Origin of the sequence: Streptomyces sp. NPDC046831, from assembly GCF_040645305.1 — a bacterium.
Lineage (GTDB): Bacteria > Actinomycetota > Actinomycetes > Streptomycetales > Streptomycetaceae > Streptomyces.
In genome coordinates this window covers 52,723-70,399 of the sequence record NZ_JBEYXZ010000008.1, presented here as the reverse complement: position 1 = coordinate 70,399, position 17,677 = coordinate 52,723, and the positions used below count along the sequence as shown (strand labels likewise).

The 17,677-nt window shown below is 72.2% G+C and carries 13 protein-coding genes and 1 pseudogene; 9 read left to right on the top strand and 5 right to left on the bottom strand.

The annotated features are described in order from the left end of the window. Window positions 1–14 precede the first annotated feature (14 nt). From ABZ920_RS10175 to ABZ920_RS10165, 3 genes are all read left to right on the top strand, one after another. Window positions 15–1,343, top strand: coding sequence for a TRAM domain-containing protein (locus ABZ920_RS10175; RefSeq protein ID WP_361501153.1), 1,329 nt, complete (start codon window positions 15–17; stop codon window positions 1,341–1,343). Between the two features lie 84 nt (window positions 1,344–1,427). Then, a complete protein-coding gene (locus ABZ920_RS10170) occupies window positions 1,428–1,622 on the top strand; it encodes a ribbon-helix-helix protein, CopG family (RefSeq protein ID WP_189531445.1) in 195 nt (64 codons plus the stop codon). Continuing rightward, window positions 1,619–2,011: a Fic family protein gene (locus ABZ920_RS10165; RefSeq protein ID WP_361501149.1), complete on the top strand. Its 393-nt coding sequence runs from the start codon at window positions 1,619–1,621 to the stop codon at window positions 2,009–2,011. Before ABZ920_RS10170 ends, ABZ920_RS10165 begins: the two co-directional genes overlap by 4 nt. A gap of 162 nt (window positions 2,012–2,173) precedes the next feature. Here the strand turns inward: ABZ920_RS10165 and ABZ920_RS10160 are convergent. Together ABZ920_RS10160 and ABZ920_RS10155 are read right to left on the bottom strand one after the other, a co-directional pair. Further along, window positions 2,174–2,245, bottom strand: a pseudogene (locus tag ABZ920_RS10160) (FAD-dependent oxidoreductase); the annotation flags it as partial. A gap of 237 nt (window positions 2,246–2,482) precedes the next feature. Then, window positions 2,483–3,958, bottom strand: coding sequence for an MFS transporter (locus tag ABZ920_RS10155; RefSeq protein WP_361501146.1), 1,476 nt, complete (start codon window positions 3,956–3,958; stop codon window positions 2,483–2,485). Between the two features lie 271 nt (window positions 3,959–4,229). Here ABZ920_RS10155 and ABZ920_RS10150 point away from each other — a divergent pair, with 271 nt between their 5' ends. From ABZ920_RS10150 to ABZ920_RS10135, 4 genes are all read left to right on the top strand, one after another. Next, window positions 4,230–5,954 (top strand): AMP-binding protein, encoded by a 1,725-nt coding sequence (locus tag ABZ920_RS10150; protein WP_361501143.1) that lies wholly within the window; start codon window positions 4,230–4,232, stop codon window positions 5,952–5,954. Between the two features lie 227 nt (window positions 5,955–6,181). Next, complete coding sequence (locus ABZ920_RS10145) at window positions 6,182–8,122, top strand: CoA transferase (RefSeq protein ID WP_361501139.1); 1,941 nt, start codon at window positions 6,182–6,184, stop codon at window positions 8,120–8,122. Then, window positions 8,119–9,768 (top strand): class I adenylate-forming enzyme family protein, encoded by a 1,650-nt coding sequence (locus ABZ920_RS10140; RefSeq protein WP_361501136.1) that lies wholly within the window; start codon window positions 8,119–8,121, stop codon window positions 9,766–9,768. The genes ABZ920_RS10145 and ABZ920_RS10140 overlap by 4 nt, the downstream gene beginning before the upstream one ends. A 140-nt stretch (window positions 9,769–9,908) precedes the next feature. Continuing rightward, the gene (locus ABZ920_RS10135; protein WP_361501133.1) at window positions 9,909–11,132 is read left to right on the top strand and encodes an acyl-CoA dehydrogenase family protein; all 1,224 of its coding nucleotides are present in this window, start codon (window positions 9,909–9,911) and stop codon (window positions 11,130–11,132) included. Window positions 11,133–11,253: 121 nt separating this feature from the next. Here ABZ920_RS10135 and ABZ920_RS10130 read toward each other — a convergent pair whose 3' ends face one another. From ABZ920_RS10130 to ABZ920_RS10120, 3 genes are read right to left on the bottom strand one after another with little or no spacing between them, the layout of a single operon-like run. Continuing rightward, on the bottom strand, window positions 11,254–12,429 hold the full coding sequence (locus tag ABZ920_RS10130) for a sugar ABC transporter permease (RefSeq protein ID WP_361501130.1): 1,176 nt from the start codon (window positions 12,427–12,429) through the stop codon (window positions 11,254–11,256). Between the two features lies 1 nt (window position 12,430). Further along, window positions 12,431–13,246: a thioesterase family protein gene (locus ABZ920_RS10125; protein ID WP_361501127.1), complete on the bottom strand. Its 816-nt coding sequence runs from the start codon at window positions 13,244–13,246 to the stop codon at window positions 12,431–12,433. Continuing rightward, on the bottom strand, window positions 13,243–14,370 hold the full coding sequence (locus ABZ920_RS10120) for an MFS transporter (protein ID WP_361501124.1): 1,128 nt from the start codon (window positions 14,368–14,370) through the stop codon (window positions 13,243–13,245). The genes ABZ920_RS10125 and ABZ920_RS10120 overlap by 4 nt, the downstream gene beginning before the upstream one ends. A gap of 152 nt (window positions 14,371–14,522) precedes the next feature. Between ABZ920_RS10120 and ABZ920_RS10115 the strand changes: the two genes are divergently transcribed. Both ABZ920_RS10115 and ABZ920_RS10110 read left to right on the top strand, forming a co-directional pair. After that, on the top strand, window positions 14,523–15,152 hold the full coding sequence (locus ABZ920_RS10115; protein ID WP_361501121.1) for a helix-turn-helix domain-containing protein: 630 nt from the start codon (window positions 14,523–14,525) through the stop codon (window positions 15,150–15,152). Window positions 15,153–15,287: 135 nt separating this feature from the next. Then, window positions 15,288–17,564 (top strand): MMPL family transporter, encoded by a 2,277-nt coding sequence (locus ABZ920_RS10110; RefSeq protein ID WP_361501118.1) that lies wholly within the window; start codon window positions 15,288–15,290, stop codon window positions 17,562–17,564. Window positions 17,565–17,677 lie beyond the last annotated feature (113 nt).

The following is a 17,677-nucleotide window of genomic DNA, read 5'->3' as shown; positions in this document are numbered from 1 at the left end:
GGAGTCACCCCGCCATGCAGGCAGAACCGAGGAAGTCCCTGGTGGGGGAGGAGTACGAGGTCGAGATCGGTCCCGTCGCCCACGGCGGCCACTGCATCGCCCGCACCGCGGAGGGCCAGGTGCTGTTCGTCCGGCACACGCTGCCCGGCGAGCGGGTCGTGGCCCGGGTCACCGAGGGCGAGGAGGGGGCGCGCTTCCTGCGCGCGGACGCGGTGCGGGTGCTCGAGGCGTCCAAGGACCGCATCGACGCGCCCTGCCCGTACGCCGGTCCCGGCCGCTGCGGCGGCTGCGACTGGCAGCACGCCAAGCCGGGGGCGCAGCGCCGGCTCAAGGGCGAGGTGATCGCCGAGCAGCTGCGGCGGCTCGCGGGCCTCACCCCCGAGGAGGCCGGCTGGGACGGCACCGTGGTGCCGGCCGAGGGCGACAAGGTGCCGGCGGGGGAGGTCCCGCAGTGGCGCACGCGCGTGACCTACGCGGTCGACCCGGCCGGCCGGGCGGGTCTGCGCCGCCACCGCTCGCACGAGGTGGAGCCGATCGAGCGCTGCCTGATCGCCGCGGAGGGCGTCAGCGAGCTGGGCATCGAGAAGCGCGACTGGACCGGGATGGACTCCGTCGAGGCGATCGCCGCGGCGGGCTCGCAGGACCGGCAGGTCGTCCTCACGCCGAAGCCGGGCGCCCGGCTGCCGCTGGTGGAACTGGACCGGCCGGTGTCGGTGCTCCGCGTCGACGAGCGCACCGGCGGCGTCCACCGCGTGCACGGCCGCCCCTTCGTCCGCGAGCGCGCCGACGACCGCACCTACCGGGTGGGCGGCGGCGGCTTCTGGCAGGTCCACCCCAAGGCGGCGGACACCCTGGTGAAGGCCGTCATGCAGGGCCTGCTGCCGCGCAAGGGCGACATGGCCCTGGACCTGTACTGCGGCGTCGGCCTCTTCGCGGGCGCGCTGGCCGACCGGATCGGCGACCAGGGCGCGGTGCTCGGCATCGAGTCCGGCAAGCGCGCGGTGGAGGACGCCCGGCACAACCTCGCGGACTTCCCCCGCGTCCGCATCGAGCAGGGCAAGGTCGAGTCGGTCCTGCCGCGCACCGGCATCACCGAGGTCGACCTGATCGTCCTCGACCCGCCGCGGGTCGGCGCGGGCCGCAAGACGGTCTCCCACCTCGCAGGCCTCGGCGCCCGCCGCATCGCCTACGTCGCCTGCGACCCGGCGGCCCTGGCGCGCGACCTGGCGTACTTCCGCGAGGGCGGCTACCGGGTGCGGACACTGCGGGCGTTCGACCTGTTCCCGATGACGCACCACGTGGAGTGCGTGGCGATTCTGGAGCCTGCGGGGAAGGGCGCCTGACACGGGGCGTCCCGCTTCGCCTCCCCAGCGGCGGTGCGAGTTGCCATCCCGGCCGCCTTGATACCAGTTCGGTATCATGGCTGCATGGCAATGACACTCCGACTCCCCGACGACCTTGACGCGAAGCTCACCGAACGTGCTCGTCGGGAGGGCCGCAGCAAGCAGGAACTCGCCATCGAGGCCATTCGCGACGCTCAGGAGCGGGCTGAGCTGAAGGTCGAGGACGTTCTCGCGGAACTCATGGACAGCGATGCGGAGATTTTGGACTACCTGAAGTGACCAAAGTGCGCTACGTCCAGATCGACGAGATCCTGGCCATCGCCCGCACGGTCAACGGTACCGAGCACAGCGTGCGTGACATGGGACTTCTCGTGTCAGCCGTCGAGCGACCTCGGACAAACGTGTTCGGGACCGAGTTGTATCCCACGCTGCACGAGAAGGCGGCGGCGCTGCTGCACTCCGTGGCCCGCCATCACGCGCTGATCGACGGCAACAAGCGCACCGCCTGGCTCGCCATGCGTGTCTGCCTGCGGTTCAACGGCGGTAGTGCCAGTACCGTCCCGCCACCCGTCTCCGTTGCCGGCCCGTTCGTCGAGGAGGTCGCACAGGACACCATCGATGTACCGGTCATCGCCAAGCGCCTCTCGACCTGGTTCCCCATTTCCTGACGCGCTCCCCGACCCTGGGGCCGGATGCCTTGTTGACGGTGAGCTGCTTGCCCGGCAGGACCGCGCGTTCCGGGAAGGCGTCCTCGACGATGGGGATGTGAGTCCGGCCCAGATGTGCGGCTGGCTCCAGTGGACCCAGGCACCGCCGAGTTCGATCTGCCGACCGGCGAAGGTGTCGGTCCAGGTGCGCCCGCCGAGCCGGTGCCGTGCTTCCAGAAGGAGGGCACTGCGCACCTCGGGCCCGCCGTTCACGGGCGGCGGTGACTCCGGCGAACCCGGCGCCGAGGACGATCGCGTCGGAAGTCCGGCTCGTGGCTGTTGCTCATCTGCTGTCTCCCCGCGCGGTCTCACCGGGGTGCCGCCTGCCGGCGGTCACCTGTCTGGGGGCGAGCGGTGCGTTGACCTGATGTGACGACGTCGTACGGAGTGCGGGCCTCGGGCGTGCGTCCGTCATCTGTCCGACACGGTGTTTCAGCGGCCGAGCCGAGTTCGCGCCCGAGCGGGGTCGGCCGAGTCGGTGGTCTCCCTCGCCGGAGGGCCGTCGGCGGTGTCGGCCTGGCGGCCGCGGCGGACCAGCCAGAGGCCCACGAGGACGCCGGCGGCGGCGAGCGCGGCGGCACCGAGGAAGGTGAACTGGTAGCCCTCGTTGAGAGCGGCCCGGTGCGGGCCGCCGGTCGCGTCCGTGCGGTCGGCCGCCAGTGCCGCGAGCACGGCGACGCCCAGGCCGGCGCCGATGCGCTGTGCGGTGTTCACGACCGCGGACATGACGCCGGTCTCGTGCTCCGCCACCGCCTTCACCGCGGGCATCGTCGATCCGACGAACACCGCCGGCAGACCGGCGGCGAAGATCAGCGCGCCCGGCAGGTAGTCGGTCAGGAACGAGCCGTCCACCGGGAGCCCGCCGAGCAGGAGCAGCCCCAGGGACAGCAGGGCCATCCCCGCGGTGAGGACCCATCGTGGGCCCCACTTGGCGAGCGCGGGCGGTACGACCGTACGCGACACGACCAGGTTCACGGCCGCGACGGGAAGAACCGCCAGTCCGCTCTCCAGGGCGCTGTAGCCGCGGACTTCCTGGAAGTACAGGGCCAGGAAGACGAAGGCGGGTACATGCGCGGCACCGACGATGGCGCTGGCCACGGTGGATCCGGAGACGTCGGGGTTGCGGAAGAACCGGAAGGGCAGCAGCGGATCGCTCGACCGGATCTCGATCCACACGAAGGCAGCGCCCAGGGCCAGCCCGGCCACGGCGAGGACGGCCGTGAAGCCGTCCAGGTTTCCCTCGGCCGCGACGGTGACCACGTACACCAGCAGCAGGAGGGCCCCTGTGCCCGCCGCGATGCCGGGCAGGTCCAGGCGTGCCCGGGAGCCGGTCACGGGTTCGTCGGCGGGCAGCAGCCGGCCGCTGAGCACCAGCCCGGTGACGCCGATCGGCACATTGATCAGGAAGATCCAGTGCCAGCTGAGCAGTTCGACGATGAGGCCGCCCAGTACGACGCCGCCGGCGGCCCCGACCGCTCCCATCGCGCTCCACCAGCCGAACGCCCTCCGATAGGCGACCGGATCGGTGAAGATCGCGGTGAGCAGGGAGAGCTCGGCGGGCACCAGGATCGCGGCCCCCACGCCCTGCAGGGCGCGTGCCGCGATCAGCAGCCACGGCCATGCGGCGATGCCGGCGAGCAGCGACCCGAGGGTGAAGACGGCGAGTCCGGCCCGGAACAGGCGGCGGCGTCCCAGCACGTCGGTTGCCCGGCCGGCGCCCAGCTGGAAACCGCCGAAGGTCACCTGGTAGGCGGTGCCGACCCAGGCGAGCCCCACCACGGTGAGCCCGAGGGCGGTCCCTATGGCAGGCAGCGCCACGTTGACGATCGACACGTCCAGGAACACCACGAGTTCCACCGAGGTGAGCAAGAACAGCACACCTCTCTTGCCCTGCAGCACGGCCGTCACGGCCCCTCCTCCCAGTCGGCCATCCCTCATGCGAGTCTCGCACTAGAGAATGTCACTAGAGTGAGGCACTATTCAAGCGCCTGGGCGGGCGGACCCGATTTGCTTTCGGCGTCAAGTGTTCGCACAGGTAAACTTATAAACTTCTTGACTGGATCCGCCCACTAGAGTAGAGATTTAGTCACAACTGAGGCGGCGCGCAGCCTCGTCAGCGATGCAGATGAACGACATCCATCAGTAGTCATGCAGAGCGACATACCGGGGGGCTACACAGATGAGCCAGGATGCCGAAATAGCTGGCCACTGTAGGAACTTATTCAGCGATTGCACGGACCGCCTCGGCGTCCTCGCCGCGCGCTGGAACACCACACGGACCCAGGTTGCCCTCACGGTGGTGCTCGCCGCACTGTCCCGTCAGACGGCTGACGGCGCCACCCATGTCAGGGCCGGTGAAGGAGCCTCCGTCCGGCTGGCGTTCCCGCCCGGACTCCCGCTCGGTGAGGCGGCCGGGCGCATCGGCCGGCAGCTGGCCGGTGCCACCCGGATCACGGCCACCACACCCAATCCCGAGTCCGACTTCCCTGAGCAGATCGAACTGGAGATCGGACCGGGGGAGGACGGCGGCCTGGCGCTGCGCGGCACCTGTGCCCAGCGGCAGATGGACCGCCTGGTCCACGCGTTGCGCCACGAGTACCGCCCGGAGTCCACGGTCCGGGAGGTCCCTGTCGCCTGCCCGGCCGACGAGGAAGACCTGCTCACCTGGGAGCGGAACCCGGCCCCGGCGCCTGCCACCACGCTGGACCGCGCCTTCGCCAGGATCGCGCGGGCCTGTCCCGGGCGGACCGCCGTGCAGTTCCCGGTCGGCCCCGGCGAGGCGCCTGCGGCGCGGCGGCTCACCTACGGGCAGGCCGAGGCGGAGGCGATGCGTCTGGCCTCGGTGCTGGTGAAGGCCGGGGTGCAGCTGGGCGAGCCCGTGGTCGTCGTCTGCGAGAACGTGGCTCGTACGGTCGTCGATCAGCTGGCGGTCTTCAAGGCCGGCGCGGTCTGCGTTCCCGTCGGCCGGGTCACCCCGGAGCAGGCCCGCGGGATCGCCGCGCTCAGCGGGGCCCGCTGGGCGTTGTGCGACGCGGCCTCACGCAGCGTCTGGGAACGCCACTGCCGGGTGCTGGGTGTTCCCCGGGTCGTGCCCGGCCGTGACGAACCTCCGGTGGAAGGATCCCTTCCGCGGTCGGACTTCAGCGAGGCCGCTTTCCTGCTCGTCGAGGGCGGCACCCGCCGCCCCCTGAGGGCCCAGCTGTCGGCCCACACGGCGTGGACCTCCGCCATCGCCGCGCGGATCCAGCGCGTCGGCCATGTGTCGGCCGAAGTCGTCACCGGCGGCGATCCGGCCGGCCCCGTCGCCCTGTCCGCGATGTGGTGGGCCTTCGCCTGCGGCGCGAGGCTGCGGCCACTGGGTTCCGAGGACCCGCTCGCCCTTCCCTGGGTGCCTCGCCGGGCCTCCCGGGGCCCCGACCCCGATGCCCTCTTCTCACCCGAGTGGTACCGGCGCCTGCTCGACACGCTCGACCCGGCGGGGCGACTGGAGACGTTCCGCTCCGTGGTCGTGTGCGGCGCCCCCTGCTCGGCGGACCTGGTCAAGCAGCACTTCGCCCGGTCCTCGGACACCCGGCTGTTGGCGGAGTTCGCCGGTGACGGCGGGCCGCTGCCCTGGACCGCCCGTGAGCTGGCGCCCGCGGACGCGGAGTGCAGGCTGCTGCCGGGGGCGGGCCGGCCGTCGGCCAACGTCCATGTGCGCGTCCTGGACGAGTCGGGGCGCTCCCTGCCACCCGGCCTCATGGGCGAGGTGTGCGCCGAGGGAAGCGCGCTGCCGCACGAGCTCCTGCTGCGCGACGGCACCGTGGTGCGCAGCCTCAGCGACCACACCCTGCGTTCCGGGCGGCTCGGTCAGCTGCGCATGGACGGCTCACTGGAGCTGGCCGACGGCCTGCCGCTGGGCTGACGCGGCTCCTCGCCGCCGTACTCCTGGTCTCCACACACGCATGGCCTGTTCCGCAGTGCGCCGTCGTATCCGGTCGGCATACCCGTCGCGGAAGTCTGTCAACGTTTCGCCCTGCGCCTTTTTTCTGAGCTCCGCCATGCGCCTTTCGCGGAGCCGAGATCTGATTTCCACCTCTGAATCATCCGTGAGAAACGGGCGACAGCTCGGTGAAGGGAATTCTCTTGCAGATGAGCACGACTACACAGAAAGACTTCGCTGAAGCAATCGATGTCAGGGTTCCTCGCCCCCGTGACGTGCCGGTCTCGGGGCCCCTGTCCGGCTACACCGTGCTCTACACCAGCCGCTCCCGAGCGCTGGACGTGGCTCTGCGGCATCTGTCCTGTCTCGGCGCCCGGACGCTGAGCCGTCCGGACGCCGGGGGCGATCCCAAGACGCTGGACATCGTCCCTCCCGGCCACGGCGAACCCGCCCTGAGGTGCCGCGTGGACTGGTCGTGCGGCGACACCCCGCACCTCGGCGACGAGATCTCCGTGCAGGCCGCTACCGGGATCATGGCGGTGCACGGCCGGCGCCGGGGAGCTCCCGCACGGCTTCCGCTGGATTACGCCTCCGCCTGTGCCGGCGTGCTGGCGGTCCAGGGAGTGCTGGCCGCGCTCATAGCGCGGGAACGCGGCGCCGCCCTGAGCGGTACCGGCACCTCGGTCAGCCATGCCGCGCTGCTGACGGTGTCGCAGTACCTGGCCGCCGCCACCGCTGAAGAGGACGAGGTGCTGCCGAAGGACGACCCGGAGGCGGGCCCGCCGTTCCGCAGCCGCGACGGCGTCTGGTTCGAGGCGGAGGCCCTCGATCCGCGCCCCTGGCGCTCCTTCTGGTCCGAACTGGGCGTTCCGATCGCGGACATCGGCCGCGGCTGGCAGCCCTTCGTACTGCGCTACCCCAAGGCCGTCTCTCCTCTGCCCCGCTCGTTGTCCGAGGCCGTCGCGGCCCGGGACTTCGCGGAGATCTCCGAGGTGGCGGCCCGGGCGGGCATCAGCCTGTGCCGGGTACGCACTGTGGCCGAGCGCCGCACCGACCCGGGCCTCGTGGTCGACGGCACCGTCGTCGCACCGTGGCGGATCGCTCCGTACGACAACGCGACCGGGAACCCGCCCGCTTCGGCGGTCCGGGCCCCCGCCACGGACCGTCCCCTGGAAGGGATCACCGTCGTGGAGGCGGGCCGCCGTATCCAGGCCCCGCTCGCCACGCACGTCCTCGGCCTGCTCGGGGCGGACGTCGTCCGGGTCGAGCCGCCGGGCGGCGATCCGCTGCGCGGCATGCCCCCGGTGGCCGGCGACTGCTCGGCGCGCTTCCTCGCCCTCAACCGGGGCAAGCGTGTTCTGCACGCCGACCTGAAGACCCCTCAGGGACGGGCCGGTGTGCTGGACCTCGTCCGCGAGGCGGATGCCTTCCTGCACAACTGGGCGCCGGGCAAAGCCGCGGTCTTCGGGCTGGACTCGGACGAGATGTCCGCCGTCAACTCACGCCTGGTGTACGCCTACTCGTCCGGCTGGGGCGACGCCCTGGGGCCCGAGCCGCCGTTGGGCACGGACTTCATGGCCCAGGCGCACTCCGGGCTCGCGCACATGATGACGGCCGACGGCGTGCCCCGCCCCTCCCTGATGACGCTGATCGACGTGCTGGGCGGCCTGGTGGCCGCCGAGGGCGTCCTGGCCGGGCTGCTGCTGCGCGAGCGCACCGGCCGTGGCACGCGCGTCGACTCCTCCCTGCTGTCCGCCTCGACCGTGCTCCAGTACGAGGCACTGGAGCAGGGGGCTCAGCACCGCCCGACCGGCTGTGCGAACCCTCCGCTGACCGACCTGACCGGACCGTGGCCCACGGCCGACGGCTGGCTCGCGCTGTCGGCCACGTCGCACACCGCCGTCGGCCGGCTGTGCTCGGCGCTCGGCGTCGACGCCGCGCTCACCGCGGAGGACTTGCGCACGGCGCTCGCCGCTCGGCTGCTGCAACGGTCCGCCGGCTCATGGGCCGCGCTCCTGGCGGAGGCCGGCGTCACCGCCACCGAGGTCCTCACGGACCTTTGCGGACTCGACCGCTCTCCCGTCGCCCGTCACGCGCTCACCCGCGCCGAGTGCGTCTTCGTCACCGCACCCTGGAGGTTCGAGGCATGAGCACCGTGTTCCACGACCTGATCCCCGCCGAGTTGCGCACCCAGTGGGCCGAGCAGGGGCGCTATCCGGGCAAGACCCTCTTCGAGCTGTTCGAGGAGCAGGTCCGCGCCCGCCCCCTGGCGCCCGCGGTGGTCGACGGCGAGGGCACGATCACCTATGCCGACCTGCACCGCACCGCCCTGGGGCTGGCCCGTGCCCTGGCCGATGCCGGTACCCGGCCCGGTGACGTGGTCGCGGTGAACCTGGCCAACGGGCGGCTGGCCTGTGCCGTGGACCTGGCCGTGGCCGCCCTGGGCGCGGTGTGCCTGCCGTACCCGGTGGGCCGGCGCCGCCAGGACACGCTCGCCATGCTGCGCCGTTCCCGGGCCGCCGTCGCCGTGGTGACCCGGCACGTCGGCAGCACCGACTACGGCCTGATGCTGGACGAGCTGCGGCCTGAACTCCCTGACCTGCGCCAGGTGTTCGTACTCGGCGGGCCGTCGGCCGGTATGCGGTCGCTGGACGCGGTGCTGGCGGATCCGCCGGAGCCCTGCCGGCCCTCGTTCCGCCCGGACCCCGACTCCGCCGCACGCATCCTGGTCTCCTCCGGTTCGGAAGCCGAGCCCAAGATGGTCGCGTACTCCCACAACGCGCTGGCGGGCGGGCGCGGCGAGTTCGTGCGCTCCCTGGTCCGGGTTGAGGCACCGCCCCGCATCATGTTCCTGGTCCCGCTGGCCTCGTCGTTCGGCTCCACCGGTACGTCGGTCACCCTGGCGGTGCTGGGCGGCACCCTGGTGGTGCTGCCGAGGTTCGACGCCGCCGAGGCGGTCACCGCGATCGGACAGCACCGGCCCACCCACATCATGGGCGTGCCGACCATGTTCCAGGAGATGCTGGCCGACCCGCGCCTGAAGCCCGGCGCCCCGGACCGCGTCGACACCTCTTCGCTGACCGCCCTCGTGTGCGGCGGGGCCGGAGTGGACCCCCACACCGTCGAGCGCTGCGTCAGTGCCTTCGGCTGCGCCTTCGTGAACCTGTACGGATCGGCGGACGGCGTCAACTGCCATACGCAGATCGAAGACGACCTCCTCACCGTGCAGACCACTGCCGGCCGCCCGAACCCGAAGGTGACCACGATCCGGATCACCCGGGACGACGGGCGGGAGGCCGCGCCCGGCGAGATCGGCGAGATCTGGTCCCGGGGGCCGATGAGTCCGCTGTGCTACGTCAACGCGCCCGAGCTGGACCGCCAGTACCGCACCCCGGACGGGTGGGTGCGCACCGGTGACCTCGGCCGGATCGACGCGTCGGGCCGGCTCAACGTCACCGGACGCAAGAAGGAGATCATCATCCGCGCCGGACTGAACATCAGCCCTGCCGAGGTCGAGCAGATGGTCAACACCCACCCCTCCGTCAAGAGCGCCGTCTGCCTCGGCGTCCCGCACGACACGCTCGGCGAGCGGGTCTGCGTCTGGGTGGTCCCGCTCCCGGGGCAAGAGGTGCCGGACCTGGAAGGCATGCGGCGCTACCTGTACGAGGAGCAGGGGCTGGAGCGGGCGAAGCTGCCCGAGGTGTTCCACGTGATCAACGAGCTGCCGATCAGCCCGGCCGGCAAGGTCGACAAGCACGCCCTGCGCGCGTCGGTCACCGCGAAGGAGACCTCCTGAGCCGGTGACGGCCGCCCTCTGAGCCGGTGCCGGGTCCCGTCTTCCCCCGGGGCGGGGCCCGGCACCTCCCGTTCCCTCTCCACCGCCCGCGGCTGCCGACCGGAGACGGCCGCGGGCCCCTGCCGAAGGACACGCACCTCATGGACACAGCATCGCAGCCGGTCATCACCGCTGATCCTTTCGCTCTCCCGGACCACGTGCGCGTTCTGCGCGACCGCATACGGGAGTTCGTGCGGGGCGAGGTGATTCCCGCCGAGCCTGCGCTCCTGAGCGGCGGCGACACCGCCCGCACCACCCTCGACGACCTGCGCGCCAAGGCCCGGGCCAACGGGCTGTGGGGTCTGTCCCACCCTGCTGAGATCGGCGGCCGGGGCCTGCCGCTGGCCGACTACGTGCACATCGGCGAGGCCGAGGGCGAGTCGGAGTTCGGTCCGGCCGTCCTCGGCTCGGAGCATCTGCTCGACGCCCTGATGCTCCACCGCCACGCGACTCCGGCGGTCCGCGACCGCTATCTGCCGGGTGTGCTCGACGGCCGGACGACCCCGTGTTACGGCATGTCGGAGCCGGGCCGTTCCGGCTCGGACCCCTCGCTGATGACCACGCGGGCCGAGCCCGCGGCGACCGGCTGGAAGATCCGGGGCAGCAAGTGGTTCAGCCGCGCGGCGAAGGCCGACTTCATGACTGTCATCTGCCGCACGGAGCCGCTCGGATTGTCGAACTCCCAGGCGTTCACCATGTTTCTGGTGCCCACCGACACACCGGGCTTCCAGCAGGTCCGGGAGCTGTCGGTGCTGGGCACGGATGGTGACCACCGTGAGGTCCGCCTCGACGACGTGCTGGTGCCGGACGAGCACATGATCGGGCAGCGCGGAGCGGGGTTCGCCGTCGCCGGTGAGCGGCTCGACCTCGGCCGGACCCTGCGTGCGGTCCAGTGGCTCGGGCAGTCCCGGCGCGCCTTCGGCCTGCTGTGCCGGCGGCTGCACCAGCGCACCGCCTTCCAGGAGCGCCTGGCGGCCAAGCAGCTCATGCAGCAGCACGTCTTCGACTCGTACGTGGAGATCCAGGCCGCCCGCTCCCAGGTGCTGCGCGCCGCGGCGGCCGTGCAGTCCGGACGCCGTGCCTACGCCGAGGTCGCCGCCGCCAAGGTGCTGGCGTCGCGGGCCCTCTGCCAGGTGCTGGACCGGGCCGTGCAGGTGTACGGAGCGGAGGGGCTGATCGACGACACCCCGCTCAGCCGCATGTACCGCAAGGCGCGGGCCACCCGGATCTACGACGGGCCCGACGAACTCCACGTCCACACGGTGGCCAAGCGCCTGCTGAAGGCGTACGCGGGTGACCCGGAGATCGAGGCGGACGTCTTCTGACCGGCCGGTGAGCCGTCCGGGCGCGGCGCCGGGAGCGCGCGGCCGGAAGGAGAAGAGGTGCCGGGCCCCCGACGGGGGATCGGACAGGGCCCGGCACCGGCTCAGGAGACGGCCGTCGGACTCAGCCGGGGCCCTTTCCCCGGGCGTCCGGGGAGTTGGTCGGCGCCGGGTGCTCGTACGCGAGGCGCTTGAGAGCGGACAGCAGGAAGTAGTCCCCCCAGATCAGCTCGTGGGCGACCGCGGTGCCCGAGGCGATGTCGTAGCAGCCGTCGAGGAGCATGCCGGGCGGGGGACCGTCCGGCATGCCCGCGGTTCCGGTCAGGTGGCCGGAGACGAGCCGGCCCAGCAGCCGCGTCGCCGTGTCCCTGAGGGCGCGGCCACGCGGGCCCGGCGTGAGGTCCGCCAGTTCCAGCAGGGCCTGCGCCGCGATGGCGGCGGCCGAGGTGTCACGCAACCCGTCGGGCTCCTCGAAGTTCCAGGCGGGAACGGCGTCGCCTGTCCGGTCCAGCCAGTGGTCCGCCGCCAGCAGGGCCGCCTCGAGGTATCCGCCGTCCTGGACGGGGAAGTCCCGCTCGGCCGCCGCGGCCGTGGTGAGGGCGAGGAGGCCCCACGCCTGGCCGCGTGCCCAGTGACCGGCGGGCGCCTCGTCCGTCGCCTCGTCCAGGTGGACGCCCGCGCGGACGCCACCGTCCTTCGCCAGGCAGCGGTCGCGTACGGCGGCGGCGTGCCGCTGAGCGAGGTCCACCCGGTCCTGGTGCCCATGCTCCCGGCCCGACCAGCACAGCAGGGCCAGCACGGCGGCGGCCGAGTCCACCGTCAGCTCCGCCGAGCCCCGCGCTCCGCGCCCCAGGGCCGTACCGGCCGGGACGACGCCGTACCGGGGGTGCGCGGCCGCGGCCAGGGCGGCCGCTCCCTCGGCGGCGACGCGCGCCGCGGTGGGGTCGCCGCAGCGCAGCTGCCCCTGGGCGGCTCCGTACCAGAACGTCATGCCCCGGGTGTCGGTGTCGTCCAGGGCCCGCTCGCGCAGCCGTACGGTGACGTCCCTCGCCCGCTGCAGGGCCTCGGCGCGGCCGCTCGCGTCCTCGGCCTCGTCCCCGTACTCCTCAGCCGCCAGCCACAGCAACCCGCCCCAGAAACCGCCCGTCCACGATCCGCGCCGCGTGGTGGTCCAGCGTCCGCCGGCAGGGTCGGCATAGAGCGGGAAGCGGTCCCCCACCGCCTGTGCGGTGGACCTGGTCCGCCGGAGCATCGAGCCGATCGCCGCGACGGCGGCGGCTCGGTCCAGACCTGTCGACATCTCACTCCTCGCTGATCAGCAGGGTCTGTACGCAACGGCCGAAGGCGCCCGAGTCGTCGAGCAGCAGGGCCTCGGCGATTCCCCGTCCGCAGGGACCGGTGCGGGTACGGGCGCGCAGGGCGATCCATTCGCCGACGGGCGGTCGCAGGAGATGAACGGTGAGATCCACGTTCACGCAGCGGTAACGGTCGGGCGGCAGGGCCGCGCCGATCCCGTAGGTGAGATCGGCCAGCGCGACCGCCGCCGCCCATGGCGGGGCGGCGTCCGAGCCGGTGAGTCCCGTCTCCAGCCGTGCCCAGGCGGTCCCGCCGTGCGGGTTGGCGGGGTCGTCCACGACGGTGACCCGCACGGCGTCGCGGTTGAACGAAGGGGCACCGCCCCCGGGCTCGTACGACGGCAGCCCGCTCGCGCGCGGCGGTGGCGCGGGTTCCCCGGGCAGCCCCGGCAGGGGCAGCTCCGCGGCCCGTACGCCGAGCGCGCTCGACCGGGCGATCTCGGTGCCGTCGGCGGACACCCGGACGTCCACCAGGCCGAAGCTGCGCCCTGCGCGGAGAGTGTGGGTGCGGACCTGGAGCGGGAGGGCGGGCAGCGGTCCCAGGAAGTCGGTCGAGAGCCGGGTGAGGGCCCGGCCGGCACCCAGCGCCCGCTGGGCGTGATGGCCCATCAGGGCGGCGACGGCCCCGCCGTGCAGCCGGTCGGCGCCCCACGGACCGGCGGCCGTCGGTGAGGGGAGCCAGACGCCGTCCGCCTCGGTGAACAGCGACGCGCTCCCGGTCCGGGGCGCGGGCTGCCCCTGCGGCTTCGCACGGGTCGTCACCGCGCCACCGCCCGCCGTACCCGGAACCCGCTGACGACGGAGAGCAGGAAGGCCGCTCCCGCCAGTGCCCAGCCCCCCGTGTAACCCGCCGAGGTGTCGGCGAGCAGCCCGAAACCGAGCGGTCCTACGACGAAGCCTCCGAAGAAGCCCATCGACACCAGCGCGGAGGCGTGTCCGGTCGCGCCGAACGCGGGGCTGCGGACCACGGCGACCATCGAGACGGCGTTGGCCGCGACCGCTGATCCGCCCAGGCCGATGGCGCCGATCCACACCAGCGGCGTCAGCAGGCCGGCGGCGGGCACGAGCAGCAGGAAGCAGACGGCCGCGCCCGCCAGCACCAGCAGGGGCAGGCTGATGTCGGACAGCCGCCCGCTCAGCCGGGTCCACAGCACGCGGGCGGCGATGCCCGCGACACCGACGGCCGCGATCAGCGCGCCGGAGAGGCGCTCGCCCATGCCGAGTTCCTCATGGGCGTACAGCGGGAGGTAGGTGTTGAGGGCGGCGAGGCCGGTGCCGACGCCCAGCGAGTAGACGATGAGCCACCGGGCCGCCCTGTTCGGGCGTTCGGGCAGGCTGAGCCGTGCCGCCCCGGTGTCCTTCGGCCGGTCGCGTGGCAGCGTGAAGGCGACGGCCACGGCGGCGAGCGCGACCGGGACGACCAGGGCGAGGGTGGTGCGCCAGGACGTGGCCACGGCGAGCGAGGGCACCAGGAGACCGGCCGCGAAAGCGCCGAACTGGACGCCGGACTGCTTGATCCCGATGGCGGCGGCGCGTCGCTCGGGCGGCAGATGCGCCGCGATGAGGTGGTTGGTCGCGGGATTGGCGCACGCCTGGGCCGCACCGGCGAGCACCAGCCCGGCCAGCAGCCAGCCGTAACCGTCCGCCAGGGCGAGCACGCCGAAGGCCAGGGCCACTGTCCCCAACAGGACCAGCAGGGCGCGCCGCCCGCCCATGAGGTCGGTGAGGTGCCCGCTGAACAGGGAGAGCACGGAGGCGGTGCCGAATGCCACGGCCGGAAGTGAGCCGAGCTGCGACCTGGATATGCCAAGGTCGGCCAGGAGGGTGGGTCCCAGCGCGCCGAACGCGAAGAGCACGAACATCGACAAGCCCATGCTCGCGGTCACCAGGGGCAGCAGACCTTTGGGTAACTGCTTTCCCCCGGGACGAGCGGCTGTGGCGCGTTCCTGAGTGTCCACGCTTGCCTCCCCGAGTGAACAGCGCTATCTATTGGCATACTCTAGATGGAGACTCTAGCAATTGGAACGGCAGGACAGGCATGGCCGCGAAAACAGGCGTCAGGCGCCAACGCTCCAACGAAACAAGGGCTCGACTGCTCGAGGCGTCCCTGCGGCTGTTCATAGCGCACGGCTACGACGGGACGACGATCGAGGCGATCGCCCGTGAGGCCGGGGTCGCGGTGCAGACCGTCTACTTCAAGTTCGGCACCAAGATCGCCATCCTCAAGGAGCTGATGGACGTCCGCGTGGCGGGCGACTACGAGCCCGTCCCGACGGTGGGGCGGCAGTGGTTCCGTGACGCCGTCGCGGCCCAGGACCCGCAGGACCAGCTGCGCCACCAGGTGGACGGGGCGCGCGACATCTACGAACGGGTCGGCGAACTGCTGGAGGTTCTGCGCAACGCGGCGGTCGGCAACGAGGAGATAGCCCCGCTGTGGGAGCAGAACAAACAGCAGCGTTACGAGGTCCAGGCTCGTCTGGTCACGGCCCTGGCGGAGAAGCACCCTCTGCCGTCCGGTCTGTCGGTCGAGCGGGCCACGGACACCAGCTACACCCTGCTCGGCCCGGAGGTCTACCACCTGCTCGTCAGTGAGCGCGGCTGGAGCTCGCAGGAGTGGGCGGACTGGGTCCACGCCGGCCTCTGCCGCCATCTGCTCGGCGAGGGCTGACGGACACCGCCCGAAGACAGGCGGGGGTCCGTGCGCCCCCTCGTAGAGGGTGCGCGCCCCGCCATCGACCGACCCTGTGCTTCTCGCGGACACCGGAGAGGTCGCTGACCTGCTCACGCTTTCTAGGGACACGACTTGACGACCAACCAGTCACAGCCGTCGACGCGTACGGCGGCCACCGAGACCTTAGGCCCGCCGGCTGCCGGTGGGCCGCCCACGGGCGGTCTCGCCGGACTTGCCCGGCGCCTGATCCGTGGCAGAACCCCCGTCTTCCTGATCATCGCGGCGATCTCGCTGGCCGCCGCGCTGTTCGGGGCGGGCGCCGCCGACCACCTGTCCAGCGGCGGCTACACGGCCGATGACTCGGAGTCCGCACGGGCCGAGCAGATCCTGAGCGAGAGGTTCGGGGCCGGGTCGCCCAACATGGTTCTCCTGGCCAAGGGGGATCAGCCGGTCGAGCAGGCGGCGACGGCGCGGGCCGGGCGCGAGCTCACCGAGCGGATCGGCCGCCTGGACGGCGTCGGCTACGCCACGTCGTACTGGACATCCCAGGACCACGCCCTGCGCTCCGAGGACGGACGCTCCGCCCTGATCCTGGTGCGGCTGTCCGGCGACGAGAACGACGCCACCAAACGCGCCGGCGAACTCGCGGACGAACTCACCGGTGAGCAGGGCCGGTTCACCCTGACGGCGACCGGACGGGCGATCATCAACGACCAGTTGGAGAAACAGAGTGAGGAGGACCTGACCAAGGCAGAACTCATCGGCGCTCCCCTCACCCTGATCATCCTGCTGGCCGCGTTCGGCTCGTTGGTCGCCGCGCTTCTGCCGCTGGTGGTGGGCGTCGTCTCCGTCGTCTGCACCCTCGCCGTGCTGCGGCTGCTGGCCACCTTCACAGACGTGTCGCTCTTCGCGATGAACGTCACCACGGCGCTCGGCTTCGGACTCGCTGTCGACTACAGCCTGTTCGTCGTGACCCGCTATCGCGAGGAACTCGCGCGCGGCCGCGAGGTCATGGAGGCCATCGCCGAGTCCCTGCGGACGGCCGGGCGGACCGTGCTGTTCTCGGCGCTCACGGTGGTCCTCTCCGTGGCGGCGCTGATGCTCTTCCCGATGATGTTCCTTCGGTCGCTCGCCTACGCCGGCATCGCGGTGGTGAGCCTGGCCGCCCTCACCTCCCTGGTGATCCTGCCGCCGGTGCTGGCCGTCATCGGCCGGCGCATCGACCGGCTGGACGTCTTCGCCCGGGTGCGGCGCAAGCTGCCCGGTACCTCCGGTGAGGGACAAGGGGCCTGGCACTGGCTGGCGACCCGGGTGATGAGCCGCCCCGTGCTGGCCGGCGGTGCCATCGCCGTGTTGCTCGTCGCCCTCGCCCTGCCTTTCGCGCACGCCCGGTTCGGGCTCACCGACGACCGCATCCTGCCCCAGGGCGCCCCCGCCCAGACCGCCGCGGACACCATCCGGGCGGACTTCGACGGCGCGGGCACCGACCCGGTGACGGTGGTGCTGCCCGACCTGCCCGAGGACGGCCGTGAGGCGAAGCTCACCTCCTACATGGCCGAGCTCTCCCGCACGGAGCGGACCGTACGGGTCGACGGCCCGCTCGGCAGCTGGGCGCACGGGCGGCAGGTCGCTCCCGCCGGCCCCGCCTCCGCGGCCTTCGCCGACGACCGGGGCGTCTGGCTGAACGTGGTCTCCGACGTCAACCCCAACTCGGCTGCCGGTGAGGGGCACACGAAGGAGGTCCGTGAAGTGCGGGCGCCCGCCGAGGCCCTGGTGGGCGGCGAGGCGGCCTCACTGGTGGACACCAAGGACTCGCTGCGTGAGCGCATCCCGTACGCGGCCGCGGTGATCGCCCTGAGCATGCTGATCCTGCTCTTCCTGTTCACCGGAAGCCTGGTGGTGCCCCTGCAGGCACTCGTGCTCAACACCCTGAGCCTGACGGCCTCCTTCGGGGCGATGGTCTACGTCTTCCAGGACGGGCACCTCAAGTGGCTGGTCGGCGACTTCGTGCACACCGGACAGCTGGAGGTGACGGTCCCCGTGCTGATGTTCTGCGTGGCCTTCGGACTGTCCATGGACTACACCGTCTTCCTGCTGTCCCGGATCAGGGAGGAGTATCTCGCGACGGGCGACAACACCCGGGCGGTCGTCTTCGGCATCGACCACACCGGCCGCCTCATCACAGCCGCCGCGCTGGTCGTGGCGACCGTGCTGGGCGCGCTGGCGACATCGGAACTCAGCCTGCTCAAGCTGCTGGGGGCCGGGCTCGCCCTGGCGGTACTGGTGGACGCCACCCTGGTGCGCGGAATCCTCGTGCCGGCCGTGATGAAGGTGAGCGGCCGGGCGAACTGGTGGGCTCCGGCTCCGCTGCGCCGACTTCACGACAAGGTGGGACTGCGCGACGGCTGACCGGTTTCTGGTCCGGCTGTCCGCGTCGCTCCCGCCGTCGAGAGGGGCAGGCCTCCCCGCTTCTCCGGTCGCCGTACCGGACGGGGAGGCCTGTTCACCCTATTTTTGTAGAG